The organism is Sphingobacterium zeae, assembly GCF_030818895.1.
Taxonomy (GTDB): domain Bacteria; phylum Bacteroidota; class Bacteroidia; order Sphingobacteriales; family Sphingobacteriaceae; genus Sphingobacterium; species Sphingobacterium zeae.
On the sequence record NZ_JAUTBA010000001.1, the window covers coordinates 4138950 to 4154811 of the forward strand.

The 15862-nt window shown below is 38.6% G+C and carries 13 protein-coding genes; 10 read left to right on the forward strand and 3 right to left on the reverse strand.

Annotated features, from left to right (window positions below; all coding sequences use genetic code 11):
• Positions 1 to 29: 29 nt before the first annotated feature.
• The gene (locus tag QE382_RS17400; RefSeq protein ID WP_307187040.1) at positions 30 to 1421 is read left to right on the forward strand and encodes a type III PLP-dependent enzyme domain-containing protein; all 1392 of its coding nucleotides are present in this window, start codon (positions 30 to 32) and stop codon (positions 1419 to 1421) included.
• 530 nt (positions 1422 to 1951) lie between these two features.
• Here QE382_RS17400 and QE382_RS17405 read toward each other — a convergent pair.
• Positions 1952 to 2458, reverse strand: a complete 507-nt coding sequence (locus QE382_RS17405) for a thioredoxin family protein (RefSeq protein WP_307187041.1) — start codon at positions 2456 to 2458, stop codon at positions 1952 to 1954.
• A gap of 455 nt (positions 2459 to 2913) precedes the next feature.
• On the opposite strand from QE382_RS17405, the gene QE382_RS17410 reads away from it, so the two are divergent.
• The 3 genes from QE382_RS17410 to QE382_RS17420 are packed head-to-tail and all read left to right on the forward strand — an operon-like array spanning position 2914 to position 6768.
• Positions 2914 to 4491, forward strand: a complete 1578-nt coding sequence (locus QE382_RS17410) for a glycerol-3-phosphate dehydrogenase/oxidase (protein WP_307187042.1) — start codon at positions 2914 to 2916, stop codon at positions 4489 to 4491.
• Between the two features lie 28 nt (positions 4492 to 4519).
• On the forward strand, positions 4520 to 6019 hold the full coding sequence (glpK, locus tag QE382_RS17415; RefSeq protein ID WP_307187043.1) for a glycerol kinase GlpK: 1500 nt from the start codon (positions 4520 to 4522) through the stop codon (positions 6017 to 6019).
• 8 nt (positions 6020 to 6027) lie between these two features.
• Entirely contained in the window at positions 6028 to 6768 is a 741-nt protein-coding gene (locus QE382_RS17420) for an MIP/aquaporin family protein (RefSeq protein ID WP_307187044.1), read from the forward strand.
• 58 nt (positions 6769 to 6826) lie between these two features.
• On the opposite strand, the gene glsB is transcribed toward QE382_RS17420, so the two are convergent.
• Together glsB and glsA are read right to left on the reverse strand one after the other, a co-directional pair.
• Positions 6827 to 7786 carry a glycine N(alpha)-acyltransferase GlsB gene (glsB, locus tag QE382_RS17425; protein ID WP_307187045.1) on the reverse strand — a complete coding sequence of 320 codons (960 nt, stop codon included), beginning with the start codon at positions 7784 to 7786 and terminating at the stop codon, positions 6827 to 6829.
• Between the two features lie 5 nt (positions 7787 to 7791).
• Positions 7792 to 8625: a lyso-glycine lipid O-acyltransferase GlsA gene (gene glsA, locus QE382_RS17430; RefSeq protein WP_307187046.1), complete on the reverse strand. Its 834-nt coding sequence runs from the start codon at positions 8623 to 8625 to the stop codon at positions 7792 to 7794.
• A gap of 251 nt (positions 8626 to 8876) precedes the next feature.
• Here glsA and QE382_RS17435 point away from each other — a divergent pair, with 251 nt between their 5' ends.
• The 6 genes from QE382_RS17435 (at position 8877) to QE382_RS17460 (ending at position 15750) form a co-directional block, all read left to right on the forward strand.
• Positions 8877 to 9539 (forward strand): CBS domain-containing protein, encoded by a 663-nt coding sequence (locus QE382_RS17435; protein ID WP_307187047.1) that lies wholly within the window; start codon positions 8877 to 8879, stop codon positions 9537 to 9539.
• Between the two features lie 49 nt (positions 9540 to 9588).
• The gene (locus QE382_RS17440; protein WP_307187048.1) at positions 9589 to 10473 is read left to right on the forward strand and encodes an NAD kinase; all 885 of its coding nucleotides are present in this window, start codon (positions 9589 to 9591) and stop codon (positions 10471 to 10473) included.
• Between the two features lie 308 nt (positions 10474 to 10781).
• A complete protein-coding gene (uppS, locus tag QE382_RS17445; protein WP_307187049.1) occupies positions 10782 to 11519 on the forward strand; it encodes an undecaprenyl pyrophosphate synthase in 738 nt (245 codons plus the stop codon).
• Between the two features lie 113 nt (positions 11520 to 11632).
• Positions 11633 to 14197 carry an outer membrane protein assembly factor BamA gene (gene bamA, locus QE382_RS17450; RefSeq protein WP_307187050.1) on the forward strand — a complete coding sequence of 855 codons (2565 nt, stop codon included), beginning with the start codon at positions 11633 to 11635 and terminating at the stop codon, positions 14195 to 14197.
• Positions 14198 to 14543: 346 nt separating this feature from the next.
• On the forward strand, positions 14544 to 15077 hold the full coding sequence (locus QE382_RS17455; RefSeq protein ID WP_307187051.1) for an OmpH/Skp family outer membrane protein: 534 nt from the start codon (positions 14544 to 14546) through the stop codon (positions 15075 to 15077).
• Between the two features lie 103 nt (positions 15078 to 15180).
• The gene (locus QE382_RS17460) at positions 15181 to 15750 is read left to right on the forward strand and encodes an OmpH/Skp family outer membrane protein (protein WP_307187052.1); all 570 of its coding nucleotides are present in this window, start codon (positions 15181 to 15183) and stop codon (positions 15748 to 15750) included.
• Positions 15751 to 15862 lie beyond the last annotated feature (112 nt).

Here is a 15862-nt window from a genome sequence, read left to right on the forward strand (position 1 = left end):
AAAGTATATCTTTGCAAAAATAATAAAAAATGCAGAGCTATCAGGAATTTCTTGACTTAAGTGTTGGTTTTCCGCAGGACGGATTCGAAATCATCGACGACGAATTGTATTTCCACGATTTGAATTTAATGGAAATGATAGAAACGTACGGTACGCCGTTACGTTTTACCTATTTGCCTATCGTCAGCAAAAAAATTCAGCAAGCGAAAATCCTTTTTCAGACCGCAATTCTGAAACATAACTATCGCGGATCTTACAAATATTGTTATTGCACCAAATCATCCCATTTCAAGCACATTGTAGAAGAGGCCTTGAAAAATGATATCCACCTGGAAACTTCCTCTGCATTTGACATGCCGATGATCGATTCATTGGAAAGACAGGGAACAGTAACAAAAGACATTACAGTCATCTGTAATGGGTTCAAAACCTACCAGTATAAACAGTATATTGTGGATATGATCCATGACGGGTATACAAACATTATACCGGTACTGGACAACAAAGAAGAGTTTAACCTATACGATGATGAAATCGAACTGGATGAGCCTTGTGGGTTAGGAATACGCGTTGCATCCGAAGAGCAACCAGACTCTCAATTCTATACATCTCGTTTGGGAATCCGTCAGGAAGACGTCATTGACTTCTATAACAACAAAATCGTTGACAATCCAAACTTTAAAGTCAAGTTACTTCACTTTTTCATTAATTCAGGTATCTCAGACACTCCCTACTACTGGAATGAACTGGAGAAATATGTGACATTATACTGTAAATTCAAGAAAGTAAACCCAGACTTAGATACCTTGGATATCGGTGGCGGTATGCCGTTTAAGGATTCACTGGTGCACGACTTTGACTACGAATATATGGTCAATGAAATTGTGAACCGGATCAAACAAATCTGCGCGCACCACGAGGTAATGGAACCCGATATTATTACCGAATTTGGTAAATACACCGTTGCTGAAGCTTCAGGTATTCTATACAAGGTACTCGGTCGTAAGCAACAAAATGACCGTGAGCGCTGGTTTATGATTGATGGCTCATTTATTACGAATTTACCGGATGTGTGGGCATTGAACCAAAAATACATTCTCTTGCCGATAAACAACTGGGATTCGGAATATGAACGTGTCAATCTAGGGGGTATTACCTGCGATGGTCAGGATTATTATAATCAGGAGGCACATATGAATTCGGTATTTATGCCAAAGACACGAAAGGTACAATACTTGGGATTCTTTCATACAGGGGCCTATCAAGATGTATTAAGCGGATATGGAGGAATTCATCACTGCTTATTGCCTTCGCCTAAACATGTGCTCGTACGTCGCAATAGAGACGAAACATTCAACTACGAAGTGTTTGGTGAAGAACAAAACTCCAAACAAGTCATGAAATTATTGGGGTATCAATAAGCTATTCTGTCCAAAAAAAACTATTTGAAGTCGCAACAATCGCAACGTGTATGTTTGCTAAAGAGTATTTTTATATAACGATAAAACGGTCCCGGTCTTATAAACGGGACCGTTTTATTTTTGTTTAACCGCCCCAATTATAATCGGGATTCAATTCGAAAACCAAGTGCAGATACCCAGCCTCATTCATCAACGCGGATCGCACCGATAAACCTCATACCAAGTCTTAATATGATACGGACATCATCCGCACCTAATAGGGACTTGATAGGGACCTCATTCGGATGAAAGCGTTTAAAGTACCTGTCAGCTTCGAATTAGATCAGTATAAAATACAAGGCAATTAGCTTGTTGGAGAGTTCTCTTTCCGAACTTGTTCACAACTTAAACCCCGATTTCAGCAGGCGGTTAACGTATTATACAGGGCTGTTTAGGTCTTACAAAGAAAGGCCCTTAAAAAGAGGCTTTCAGTTCATTTATTTACTATTTTCTATTTTAGTATATCATAGAAATTACGGTTTCAAAAACATTTATTTCGCCACCCAAGCTGTAAAGAAGTTAAGTACTTTTTCTTCATCATAGCCTTTTCCTTTTTCCAGATTCCCACTTTCCTGTACATGCAGTGTTTTTCCGTTTCTGTCTAACACAATAAAAAATGGATAACCTAATTTATTTCCTTCAGGAGCATACTTCTGAAAAACAGCCTCGTTTTTATTTTCCTTTGAATAATTCAGGTGATAATAGAGAAAGCGATTCTTCAACAACTTGTCTACACTTACGGTTTTGTGGATATAATCATTAAATCTCAAACACCAGACACACCAGTTTCCCCCGGCTTGGATAATAATATTTTTCCTTTCTTTCTTTGCCTGAACTAATAACTGATCAATATCATTTTGTGCATCAGCATCTGGATGGTAAGGCTTTGAAAACTCCTCAGTTGTAGTAGCCTGTTGTGAAAACGCTTTAGACTGTAAAACTACCGTTCCAAAAAACACAACAGCTCCACACAGAAATAATCTTATATTTCTCATCATAAATAAATTAAATAGTACTCTAAAATTACAAAATCATTTACCCAAACCAAAACATAAGCAGCATATAATGGTTAAACATGATATAGCTATCGACCATAAAAACATCCGCGATCACACAGCATACATTTTGATCGGATCGTTAAACATGACCGGACAGCACAGATGCTGCCTTAAATATTCAAATTGGGGCAATTATCAAATACTCTTTATTAGCGAGGAAAAAAACACACAGCTTATTGACACTCCATAAGGAGCTGTTGGTAAAAACAGAAAAGCTTATTTCATATTAAAATCAAAACAATAAAAAAACAAAACAAAACAAAAACAAACACCATACCTTAACATAAATATGATTTAATTTCTTTTAAAATTTAATAAATATACCATAACTTAGCAATCAGGAAGCGGAAAAACAGGTATATAAGATTCACCATACAAGACCAAAACGAAACAAAATGAAACACCAAGAATTCAAAAGGTCAAAACTGATAGAAAAAATAAAAGATACGAGCTCGTGGGATGTTATCGTCATAGGCGGCGGTGCCAGCGGCTTAGGTGTTGCATTAGACGCATTGAGCCGAGGTTTCAAAACAATTTTACTGGAACAGGTTGATTTTGCAAAAGGCACATCAAGCAAAGCAACTAAGCTTGTCCATGGTGGTGTTCGCTACTTGGCTCAGGGTGATATCGCACTGGTTAAAGAAGCGCTTCATGAAAGAGGTTTACTTCAAAAAAATGCACCGCATCTAGTCAAAAACCAATCATTTATCATACCCAATTACAGTTGGTTCGATGGTCCATTCTATACCATTGGAATGAAAATATATGATCTTTTGGCCGGTAAATTAAGTCTGGGAAAATCCATCCATATCAATAAAGATGAAACACTTAGTCGGATAAGCACGGTTAGACCAAAAGGTTTATATGGTGGAGTGGTCTATCAGGACGGGCAATTTGACGACTCAAGACTTGCGCTCAATGTAGCCCAAACCTGCATACAGATGGGTGGAGTTGCCCTAAATTATGTAAAAGTGAATAATCTCACTAAGGATAAGAACGGACGAATAAACGGTGTTATCGCCAATGACACCGAAACAGGTGAAGTTTTTACGATACAAGGTAAGGCAATAATCAATGCAACAGGCATATTTGTCGATGATATCTTAAAAATGGATAGACCGGAAGCCAAACAAATGGTACGTCCTAGCCAAGGAGTCCACCTCGTATTTGACAAATCATTTCTCCCGGGAGATGATGCGATCATGATTCCAAAAACAGACGATGGACGTGTCCTTTTCCTAGTTCCCTGGCACAATCGGGTCATTGCAGGAACAACCGACACCCCGATTGATGAACACAGCCTTGAACCCGTAGCTTTGGAACAGGAAATCGATTTTATTTTGAAAACTGCGGGACGCTACTTGACGAAACAGCCAACAAGAGCAGATGCATTGGCGGTATTCGCTGGCCTTCGTCCATTGGCCGCCCCTACTGGCAACTCCAATAAAACCAAAGAAATCTCACGAAGCCACAAGGTAATTGTCAGCGACTCGAAATTACTCACTTTAACTGGTGGAAAGTGGACAACATTTCGTCGAATGGGACAAGATACGATCGACAAAGCGATAAAAATTGGCTGTTTACCGCAAAAAGAAAGTCGGTCCGCCACACAAACGATTTATAGTGCCATTCCGACATCAGACAGAAGCAATCATCTCTATATTTATGGTGCTGACCAAGAAGCTATCCGTGCATTAGCCCAGGAAAATCCTGAATGGAACGAGAAATTAATAGCGCACCTTGAATTCAAAAAGGCAGAGGTTGTTTGGGCGGCACGCAATGAGCTTGCCAGAACAGTAGAAGATGTGCTATCCCGTCGTGTACGCATGCTCTTTCAGGATGCAAAAGCTGCAGTTGAAGCAGCTCCTGACGTCGCGAGATTACTCGCACAGGAACTGGGTAAAGATGAAAATTGGCAAAATGATCAAATAGAAAACTTTCAAAAAGTTGCAAAAAATTATATCTTGAAGTAACACTAAAAATAACCAACAATACTCAATTATGGAACAGCAATACATCTTGGCAATGGATCAAGGTACCACCAGCTCCAGAGCAATAATTTTTGATAAAGACAGAAATATAGTTTCCATTGCCCAGAAGGAATTTACACAGATATTCCCACAACCGGGATGGGTCGAACATGACCCACATGAAATCTGGTCAACGCAGGCAGGTGTCACAGCAGAAGCCACCACAAAGGCAGGATTAAATGGTAAAAATATTGCCGCTATCGGCATAACCAATCAACGCGAAACCGTTGTCGTCTGGGACAAAGAAACCGGAAAACCCATTTATAATGCCATCGTTTGGCAAGATAAACGCACTGCAGATTATTGCGACGAACTACGCCGTTCTGGAAAACACGATATGATTCAGGAAAAAACAGGACTGATATTAGATCCGTATTTCTCCGCTACTAAAATAAAATGGATTCTGGACCATGTAGAGGGTGCACGGGAAAAAGCACAAAGCGGAGAATTAATCTGTGGAACAATCGACACCTGGCTCGTCTGGAACCTCACCCGCGGAGACGCGCACATTACCGACGTCACCAACGCTTCCCGTACCTTACTGTTTAATATCCACAACATGGAATGGGACAAGGAACTCCTTGAATTGTTTGACATCCCCTCTGCCATGCTTCCGCAAGTAAAAGAAAGCAGCGAGATATATGGAGAATCCCGGACAACCATTTTTGCCCACAAAGTCAAAATAGCAGGAATTGCCGGCGATCAGCAGGCTGCACTTTTTGGACAGCAATGTATCGAGAAAGGAATGGTCAAAAATACGTACGGAACGGGATGCTTTATGTTAATGAATATTGGCGGTAAACCAATCCGATCAAAGAACAACCTTTTAACAACCGTTGCATGGAAAATCAACGGAAAAACAGAATATGCCTTGGAAGGCAGCATATTTATCGGCGGCGCATTGGTCCAATGGTTGCGCGACAATCTTAACATTATCCATAAGTCGGCCGACGTTGAACAACTGGCACTTACAGAAAAAGATAATGGTGGCATCACCTTTATCCCAACGTTTGCAGGATTGGGAGCCCCATACTGGAATGCCCGTGCACAAGGCACTTTATTTGGACTCACGCGCGCAACAACCAATGGCCATATTGCACGCGCTTCGCTGGAAGCAATCTCCCTTCAGACACGGGATGTACTACAGGCAATGGAAGCTGATAGTGGCATACCGATCAAAGAATTGCGTGTAGACGGTGGCGCGACTGGAAATAACCTGCTCATGCAAATTCAGGCCAATATACTCAATAGCAACGTTGTGCGACCAAAAATTACAGAAACAACGGCTTTGGGCGCGGCATACTTGGCGGGACTAGCTGTGGGCTATTGGAAAGACCCGCAGGAAATATCGAAGTTTTGGGCACAGGATCGTCTATTTGAACCCGAAACTGAACAAGAAGACCAAACTAACAAGATCATTAAACTCTGGACCAAAGGAGTTAAAGCATTACAGTACTGGACCGAAAACTAGCCCATAGCATGAACCATTATTTAGCAGAATTTATCGGTACAACACTCCTAATACTTTTGGGGAACGGAGTTGTCGCCAACGTTATATTGAAAGGTACAAAAGGTGAAAATGGTGGATGGATTGTAATCACCACGGCATGGGCACTTGCAGTATACGTGGGGGTAGTATTTGCGGGACCCTATACCGGTGCGCACCTCAACCCTGCAGTAACAATTGCTGTCGCTCTCAATCATGGACTCTCATGGACGGAAGTGCCTGGCTATATTCTTGCCCAAGTTGCCGGCGGTTTCTGTGGTGCTATGTTAACCTACGCCATGCACAAAGATCACTTCGATGCTACTGCAGATGCTACGACCAAACTCGGTGTTTTCGCCACTATACCGAATATTCGACATACTTCAACAAACCTGGTGAGTGAAATCATCGGAACCTTTGTGTTAATTTTTGCAATTTTCTTCATTACAGGCCAAGAGATTACCATCAATGAAAAAACTGAGCCCATCGGTATGGGTTCCCTTGGTGCTATTCCTGTCGCTTTTGTGGTTTGGGCCATTGGTTTATCATTGGGTGGTACTACAGGGTATGCCATAAATCCTGCCCGTGATCTCGGTCCGCGCCTATTTCATGCGCTTTGGCCAATTAAAGGAAAAGGCAGCTCGGACTGGTCCTATGCTTGGATTCCTATCGTGGGCCCCATCTTAGGCGCTATTTTGGCTTTTGGGCTCTATATATGTATAAAACCTGCCTAGTCAGCATATTTTATAACAGCTAAAAGGGGGATTCATAAATGAATCCCCCTTTTGCTTTTTATCCGCGTTTAGGCTTTCGATGACCGTATTCACGGTCCCGCTCAAACGTATTCATATGGCGTTCCTTCTTTCCAGGGTATACATCGTCTATTACAATTAAGATGCCTTTTTCCTCCACAGTACCAAATTCATTATTACGTGCTGTACCAAAAGATTTCATGGTTGGCGAAAGGTTCATATACGTATTGATGAGCGGTGGAATATTCTCTCCCAATGCTCTTACACGACTGTTTAAAACTTTATATCCCTCCCTATAATCCAATCCATCAAAAATACCTATAAAACGATCGTAATCGTTCTTTATTTCCAATGCAGGAAGGGGTAATACCAAGTTATCGTGATCAGGGAAATAATAATCCATAAAGTAAAGCAGCATATCACGCGCATCTTTATTGTAATGCGGATACATAGTTACTTTTCCGAAGAGATATTTTATTTCCGGATTAAGCATAACCAAGGCTCCTAAGCCGTCCCACAAGTTATCTAACGAAAAAATTCCTTTTCGATTGTCTATTGCGGGTTGATATTTAGGTTGGACAAAAGAGCGCCCCAATTCTATGGTGTAGGGCAAATATTCTTGTGCGAACAAATCAGAAAACTGAAAATAATGCGCTGTTGACAAATTGGGCACACCATCTACCTCTCCTGCGTCAGCACATTTGATGACACGATAACCAGCAACTACTTCCTCATCTTCGGGATTCCACGCGATTAACTGATCGTAGCAATCTTCGCAGGTATCATTTTCATCAATATCAATTGAAAGTCCTGTACCTCCGCCTGCCCCACGAAAAGTCAACTCCCGTAAACGCCCAATTTCCCGCATGACATTTGGCGAATTATGATAGTTGATTAAATATATCTCGTTATTTCCATTGTTGGTATATCGTAAGAAAACGTCTTTATTCAATTCGGTCTTCAATAATGCTTTATCAACTGGAGGTATAATTTCTTGCATAAATTCTATTTTTCTTGAGCCAATCCATAAACCCTTCTTTTCACTTCCTCAGCCCAAGTTTTTTCGTTTTTTGATTGATCAAACGCTGTATAAGGGATTCTTTCTCCTACTATAATATTGACGGTATGTCCACGTTGAGCAAACATTTCATCAGGTAAATATAACATTTCAAGGTTTACCTTAAGACCTATTTTCTGTCTAAGCCTTGCAAAATTATAAAAAAACTTAGAGTTTTTACCGTCTATTAACACTGGAATGACATCTTTTTTATATTTTTTTGCTTTACTGATGAAACTTTTCTTCCATTCAAGATCCTCAATATGCCCATCTTTTTGTTTTCTGGAAACTAAACCAGCGGGAAATACCAATAGCGCATCATCGGCACCATATGCCTCTTCAATCGCTGTAATAGCCTGTTTTCCCTGCCCTCCGAGCTTGTTTACCCCCACAAAAAGAGGTCTCAAATTGCCTATATTTAGCAGAATATCATTCACTAAAAATTTGACGTCACGCCGGTGCTTACCAATAGCATGCATAAATGCGATACCGTCCAATCCGCCCAAGGGATGATTGGATGCAAAAATTACAGGATCCGATGCTGGAATATTTTCCGCACCGTACAAATTGACCGTTACATCCAGATCATTGATTAAAGCATCAACAAAATCCAATCCCTGAAGATCTGCAAAGCGCGTCATAATATCATTTATCTCATCTTCATGAATTGTCCTTTTTAAATAATTCATTAAAAAAGACGGAATCCATTTAGCAAGCCCCGTGTTCTTTTTGTGAATAACTTCACGTATATCAATAAATTTTTTATTCTCGCTTGTGGTCATCAATCCTATTTTTCTGATTAGAAATTACATCCTTAGAAAAGCTTCTAACCAAGCCTTTCTCAATTCGCTGACAAAAATAATAACAGAATGGTAATAAAAGTACAATTTTAAACTTTAAAAATGTACTTATTTGCAATTATGCAATCTGTCCTCTTGCCTGAGTTTTCGAAGTGCTACAGCAACTCAAAGAATTAAGCAGAAATCTCATCCTTAAAATTTCTTTTGACCTAGTTTTTTTATTAAGTTTGGATATGCTAATAGGTCAATTTCTTTCAAACGCAGATTTCAGCATTCAAAATACTGATTCAATACAACAGGCGCTCGAAAAGCTGCAAGATATGCTTTGTAAAGAATTAATTGTTTTAAATGGAGACGAATATATTGGCTTGGTCAATGAAATCATTTTACTGGAAGCCGAAGACGAGGAGGCATTACTTTCTTCCATCCCCATAAATACAGTTCCAATACCGTTAAAGTTTAATCAACATCCTTATGATGCCCTGGTGATGATGACTGTGTACAGTGGCACAATTGTTCCTATTTTAGACCAGGACAACAAATATATTGGAGTCTGTACGCAGTTAGATATTTTAAAAGCAATCAGTTTGATTCAATCACAAAACGAATCGGGCGCAATTATTGTCTTAGCCATCGGACTACATGATTTTTCATTGTCTCAAATTGCGCATCTCGTGGAAAGTGATAATTGCAGAATTCTCAATTGTGCTACCAAAATAAATTTGGACACCGATAATATTGAAGTTACGCTAAAAATCGACAAATCAAATATTGGTGCTTTGCTCAATTCATTTCTGAGGCATAACTACATAATTTTGGAAACTCACAACACGATAGCATCCTTCGATGACACTGCCGACCGCTATCAACAGCTCATGAATTACATCAACATATAATTAGAATTATTTTTTTCTCATCTTTGCCCCCATTAAAATTGAAAACAATATGAGAATCGCAATATATGGAAGAGAGTTTCAACCCTCTGTTATAACACATGTGAAACACTTGTTTGAGTATCTTGTAGATAAACATATTGAAATTTGGGTGTATGAACCATTTCATAAATTTCTCATCACACAGTTTGAATGTGATTTTAATTTCTCAACATACCATACGTACCAAGAAATTAAAGGTTGTATCGACATAATGCTGAGTTTGGGTGGTGATGGAACAATGTTGTCTGCCGTTTCACTAATAAAAGATTCTGGAATTCCAATCGCTGGATTGAATTTCGGTCGACTTGGTTTCTTAGCTTCAATCAATAAAAATGATTTTGAAGACTCTTTGGATGACATTCTTAACCAGCGTTATAGTGTACAAAAGCGTGTGTTGCTTTCTGTCGAATCCGAGCAGACAAATTTGTTCCAAGGTAATCACTACGCACTGAACGATATTACGGTATTTCGTTACGATAGCTCGGCCATGATTACCGTAAATGCACGCATCAACGGTGAATGGCTTAATTCATATTGGGCTGATGGACTGATTATCGCTACACCTACCGGTTCAACGGCATACTCGCTGAGCTGTGGGGGGCCAATTATTATGCCCGAAAGCGGTAATTTCGTGATTACCCCTATTTCACCTCACAATCTTAATGTTAGACCGATTGTCATTTCCAATCAGTTTACCCTGGAGTTAGAAATAGAGAGCCGTAGCAATCAATACATTCTGAGCTGTGATTCGAAAAATGAGTCTATTGATACATCCATAAAATTAACGATTAAGCAGGCTCCATTTACGATTAATCTCATTAGACTCCCCCATGAAAGCTTTTTCAGCACATTGCGCGAGAAATTACTTTGGGGGATTGATGTCAGGAACTACTAAGGTATTACTAGATTCGAACTAGCTCGCGCTAGTTGAAAAAAAGCACCAAAACTGATTGCCCAAGATATTTCAATTCATCTTTATATATATTGTACTTCTGAATTTCCAATTAAAAATCGATATTTGGAAGAAGTAAAGGGCGGTGGAATGATTAAGTTCCTATGAGAAATTTGCATGAAATCATTCATTCGATGAAAAAGTTTGACAAACACTATTCATTGATAGGAGTACAGAAAAACCGAGCATAGGTTTTAAGACGCCGAAACAGCATGACCGGTTAGGTGTTAATTTTATTGAAAACAGCAAAAATGAGTTTTTTAGATCAGATAGATAATATTAAGTTGCCACAGCATATCGCCATCATCATGGATGGAAATGGACGCTGGGCAAAACAGAAAGGAAAACTTCGTGTTTTTGGACACCAAAATGGTGTAAAAGCAGTGAGAGAAGCTTTAGAAGGATGTGTAAAAGCCAATATTAAATTTCTGACACTTTATGCATTTTCTGCAGAAAACTGGAATAGACCTAAACTGGAAGTCATGGCGCTTATGGAGCTATTGGTTTCTTCACTCAAAAAAGAAATTAAAACTTTTCAGGAAAATGGGGTTCGCTTGAATGTCATTGGCGACATTAGCAAACTACCTTCACATGCACAAAAAAAGCTTCAGGAGACCATAGTAGCGACGAAAGAAAATAAACACTGTACGTTGACGTTAGCATTGAGCTACAGTTCCCGCCAAGAAATCGTAGATGCTACTCGAAATCTAGCACAACAAGTAAAAGATGGACTACTCACTATAGATGAAATTGACGATGAGTTATTTGCTTCAAACCTCTATACGCAAAACCTTCCAGACCCTGATCTACTCATACGCACAAGTGGAGAATTGAGAATAAGCAACTTTTTACTCTGGCAAATTGCTTACTCAGAACTGTGCTTCTTAGATAAGATGTGGCCTGAGTTTACTAAAGAGGATTTGTACAAATCGATAGTAGACTACCAACAACGTGAAAGAAGGTTTGGAAAAACAAGTGAGCAGTTATAAATGATTTTATTAAATTTGTCCACTGATTTGAAAAAAACAAGCTGGTTAAATTTTCTTAATTAACAAAAATTAACAAACGATTGGTGTACTTTAGCGCCAATAATTATAGATAAATGAAGCGTATACTACCCGTAATACTATTTTTTGGTCTCTCATCAATGCAACTCGTCTACGGACAGGACAAAGGTGCGTTCAATTTAAATGACCCAGAAAAAATCAGCTATCTCAATCCTAAAAACTATGTAATTAGTGCAATTGATATAACTGGAACACAATTTTTAGATAAAAATGTATTAATTACCATATCTAAATTGTCGGTCGGTCAATATTTGGAAGTTCCAAGTGAGGCAACTGCAAAAGTAGTGAAGGATATGATGGCTCAAGGCCTCTTTGATGATGTCGAATTATGGGCAGACAAAATTGAAGGTGAAAATATATTTTTGACCATTCGTGTAGTAGAACGTCCCCGTTTAACTCGAATTGACATCAATGGCTTAAGTAAAAGTCAAACCGAAGAAGTACGCAAACGTTTAAATAGCAACACAGGCAAAATCGTCAATGAAAATTTGATGAATACTACGCGTGCTACCATTCAGCGTTTTCTAAAAGAAAAAGCCTATTTATATCCGGAGATTACGTTGAAGACTGTGAAAGACTCTGCACAGGCTAATAATGAAATACTTATTGCCGATGTAGATAAAAAACATAAGGTTAGAGTCAAAAAAATGACTTTTACGGGCAATGAGCATTTTTCTCAGAAAGAGTTGAGAAAAATGGCCAAACCTATAAAACAAAAAATGTGGTACCGTATTTTTGGCCCAGGAAAATTCAAGGAAGAGAAATACAAAGAAGGTAAAGAAAACCTAATCAAAAAAATGGCTGACAAAGGATATCGTGATGCGACTATCCTAAAGGATACTGTTATTCGCGAGGGTGAGAAAAATGTGTTGGTAAATTTTGACATTTACGAAGGTCCTAAATATTATGTAGGTAATATTGTCTGGACAGGTAACGCTAAATATTCTGACACCTTACTTAACAAAATTTTAGGGATCAAACGTGGCGATGTGTTTTCAGAAGAAAAATTAACCGCAAAATTGATGGGGCCCACAAAAAATAGTGATGACATCTCTTCCATCTATATGAACGATGGTTATCTTACTTTTTCGGTAGACCCTGAACAAACCCGTATTTACAACGACACGATCGATTTGAATTTACGCGTCTATGAGGGGGCTCAATATACGATCAACAATGTTATTGTCAAAGGTAATGATGTTACCAATGACCGTGTTGTCTTACGGTCAATTTACACAAAACCAGGTCAAAAGTTTTCAAAAGAACAAATTATGCGAAGTGTGCGCGAAATTGCCCAGTTGGGAAATTTTGATGAACAAAAAACCAACCCGGTACCCACAAATTTAAATTATGCAGAGGGTACGGTGGACATCGTGTATAACGTAACAGAAAAACCTTCGGATCAGGTCGAACTTTCTGGTGGTTATGGTGCAGGGCAGATTATCGGAACCTTAGGATTAACCTTCAATAATTTCTCTACCAGCAATTTCTTTGACAAAAGTTCATGGAAACCGTTACCACGCGGGGATGGACAGAAATTGAGTGTCCGTGGGCAAACTTCGGGTAAACGCTATCAATCGTATAGCTTCTCGTTCTCAGAGCCGTGGCTAGGTGGGAAAAAACCAATTTATTTTGGCTTGAGTGCCTATACGTCAAGCTCATCGTATGGAGGATTTAACTACTATACTGGAGAACAAATTGTAAAAGATTCAGAGTTAAACCGCATCTGGATGACAGGTGTTACGGCTACTTTAGGTAAACGCCTGCAATGGCCAGACAACTGGTTCCAGGCAAATACTTCTTTGTCATTCCAGCGCTATAAGCTACAAAACTATGGAAATTACTTCCTATTTGACAATGGTACAGCCTATAACATCAACTTGACACAGGAATTTAGCCGTAATTCTATCGATGCTCCTATCTATCCTACTTCGGGCTCTAACATCAAATTTTCGGTGCAATTGACCCCTCCATATTCATTGTTCAATAACATTGACTATAAAAATGGTTCGGCGCAAGAACGTTACCGTTGGACAGAATATCACAAATGGAAATTTGATTCGCAGTGGTATGCAAAAATTGTTGGTAAACTTGTTTTCAAAGCGCAAGCTCAATTTGGTTTCTTGGGTAAATATTCCAGCAAAACTGAAATTTCCACATTCGAGCGTTTCAAAGTTGGGGGCGATGGTATGCAAGGGTTTGATTACTTACAAGGTTCGGAAATCATCGCAATGCGTGGCTATGCAAATGGCGTAATCATTCCTGAAGGGACACAAAATGTGAATGTGGCAAGAAATTCAGGTAGCCCGATTTACACAAAATATCAAATGGAGTTGCGTCATCCGGTTATGTTAAATGACCAGGCCACTGTTTACGTCTTGGCATTTGCCGAAGCCGCAAACACATGGAATAAGTTCACCGAATACAACCCATTTAAAGTACGCCGCTCTGCGGGTGTAGGTGCTCGTATCTTCTTACCGATCTTTGGTATGTTGGGAATAGACTATGGACATGCATTCGATCCTATTCCTGGTTTGCCGAGCAGTACATGGAAACAAAACTTTACATTTAGTATCATGCAAAATATGGGCGGTTTCTAGTCCTTGCTAATTCCAAGTTATTTGGACATAAAGTTAAAAAGAGCTATCGCAAGAAATTGGGGATAGCTTTTTTGATTTAAAGTGTTCTCGTCAAAATCATTTCTTACGCTAGCACTAAAAGCAAAACATGCCAACATTAGAAGATTAATGGTTTGTTGATTGGCCAACAAGTTAAATAGTGTTAAACCTGATAAATATCTATTAGATTGCTTCTTTTTTCTTATTTTTGAGCGTTAAATTTACTTAGAACGATTTTACCGAATTAAACTTTTGGAATTATCAAAAGTCATAAGGTAAATTAGTGTTAAACAATTAAACGTATAGTCTATAAAAACTTACAGGAAATATGAAAAAATTATTGTTAGTTATAGCTTTTGTAGTCGTTAGTGCTACAGCGACATTTGCCCAACAAATTGCATATGCTGATTCAGAATATATCTTAAAGCATATTCCTGAATATACAACTGCGCAAAAGCAGCTGGATGATCTCTCTAAACAATGGCAAGAGGAAGTTGATCAGAAGTATGCGGAAATCGAAAAGCTCTATCAGGCGTATCAAAAAGATCAAGTATTACTCAATGAAGACATGCGCCGCCGTCGTGAGGATGAAATCGTAACAAGAGAAAAAGAAGTAAAGGACTATCAAAAACAAAAGTTTGGATTTGAAGGCGACCTCTTTAAAAGAAGGACACAATTAATGAAGCCTATTCAAGATCGTGTAGCAAAAGCTATCCAAGAAGTTGCTACTGCACAGGGTATAGATTTTGTGATGGATAAAGGTAATGAATCAACTTTTCTTTATGCTAATCCCAAATTGAATAAAAGTAATGATGTCATTACAAAATTAGGGTATAAACCTAACCCTAGTCTTGCAAACTAAGCTGGAGTTTATTATCATTGTGAACACAAATAATATTAATAGTAATTAATTAAAAAACTAAAAGATTGCCATAGTGATGGCTCATTAGATTAAAATGAAAAGCATGAAAAATTTATTAAAGGGTGCGGTTGCTTTAGTGGCAGTATTTTTCTCAACTCAATTTGCAAAAGCGCAACAAAAGATTGGTCATATCAATTTTGCAGAAATTATTCAATCTACATCTGAATTTAAAGCAGCTGAAGGGCAATTGAAAACATTGAGTGATGGTAAAACGAAAGAAATTCAAGATATGGTTACCATTTATCAAACAAAACAAAAAGATGCAAACGATAAATTGCGTAACAGAAGCGAAGCAAATAAAGATACAGTTGATCCAGAAATCAACAAGATAGGTCAAGAATTGCAAGATATTCAAGCTCGTATTCAAACAGCTCAACAAGCTGCTCAGGAAGACTTAAATAAAAAGGAGGAAGAATTAATTGCGCCAATCCATAGAAAAGTTGGCGAAGCTGTAAATGCTGTGTCTAAAGAAAAAGGTATGGCTTATGTATTTGATATTTCAAGTACAAATATTCCTTACTTCCAAGGTGGAGAAGATTTAACTGCTGCTGTAAAAACTAAATTAGGTATTTCAGCAACGGCAGCGCCTGCTGCTGCTCCAGCAAGAAAATAAGTTAGTATATAACTTAATACATAAAAGAAAGGGTCATCTGTATGGATGATCCTTTTTTTTATATTAACTCCATTTCAATAAATCAAACCCAATTTTATTCGTAATAGATCGT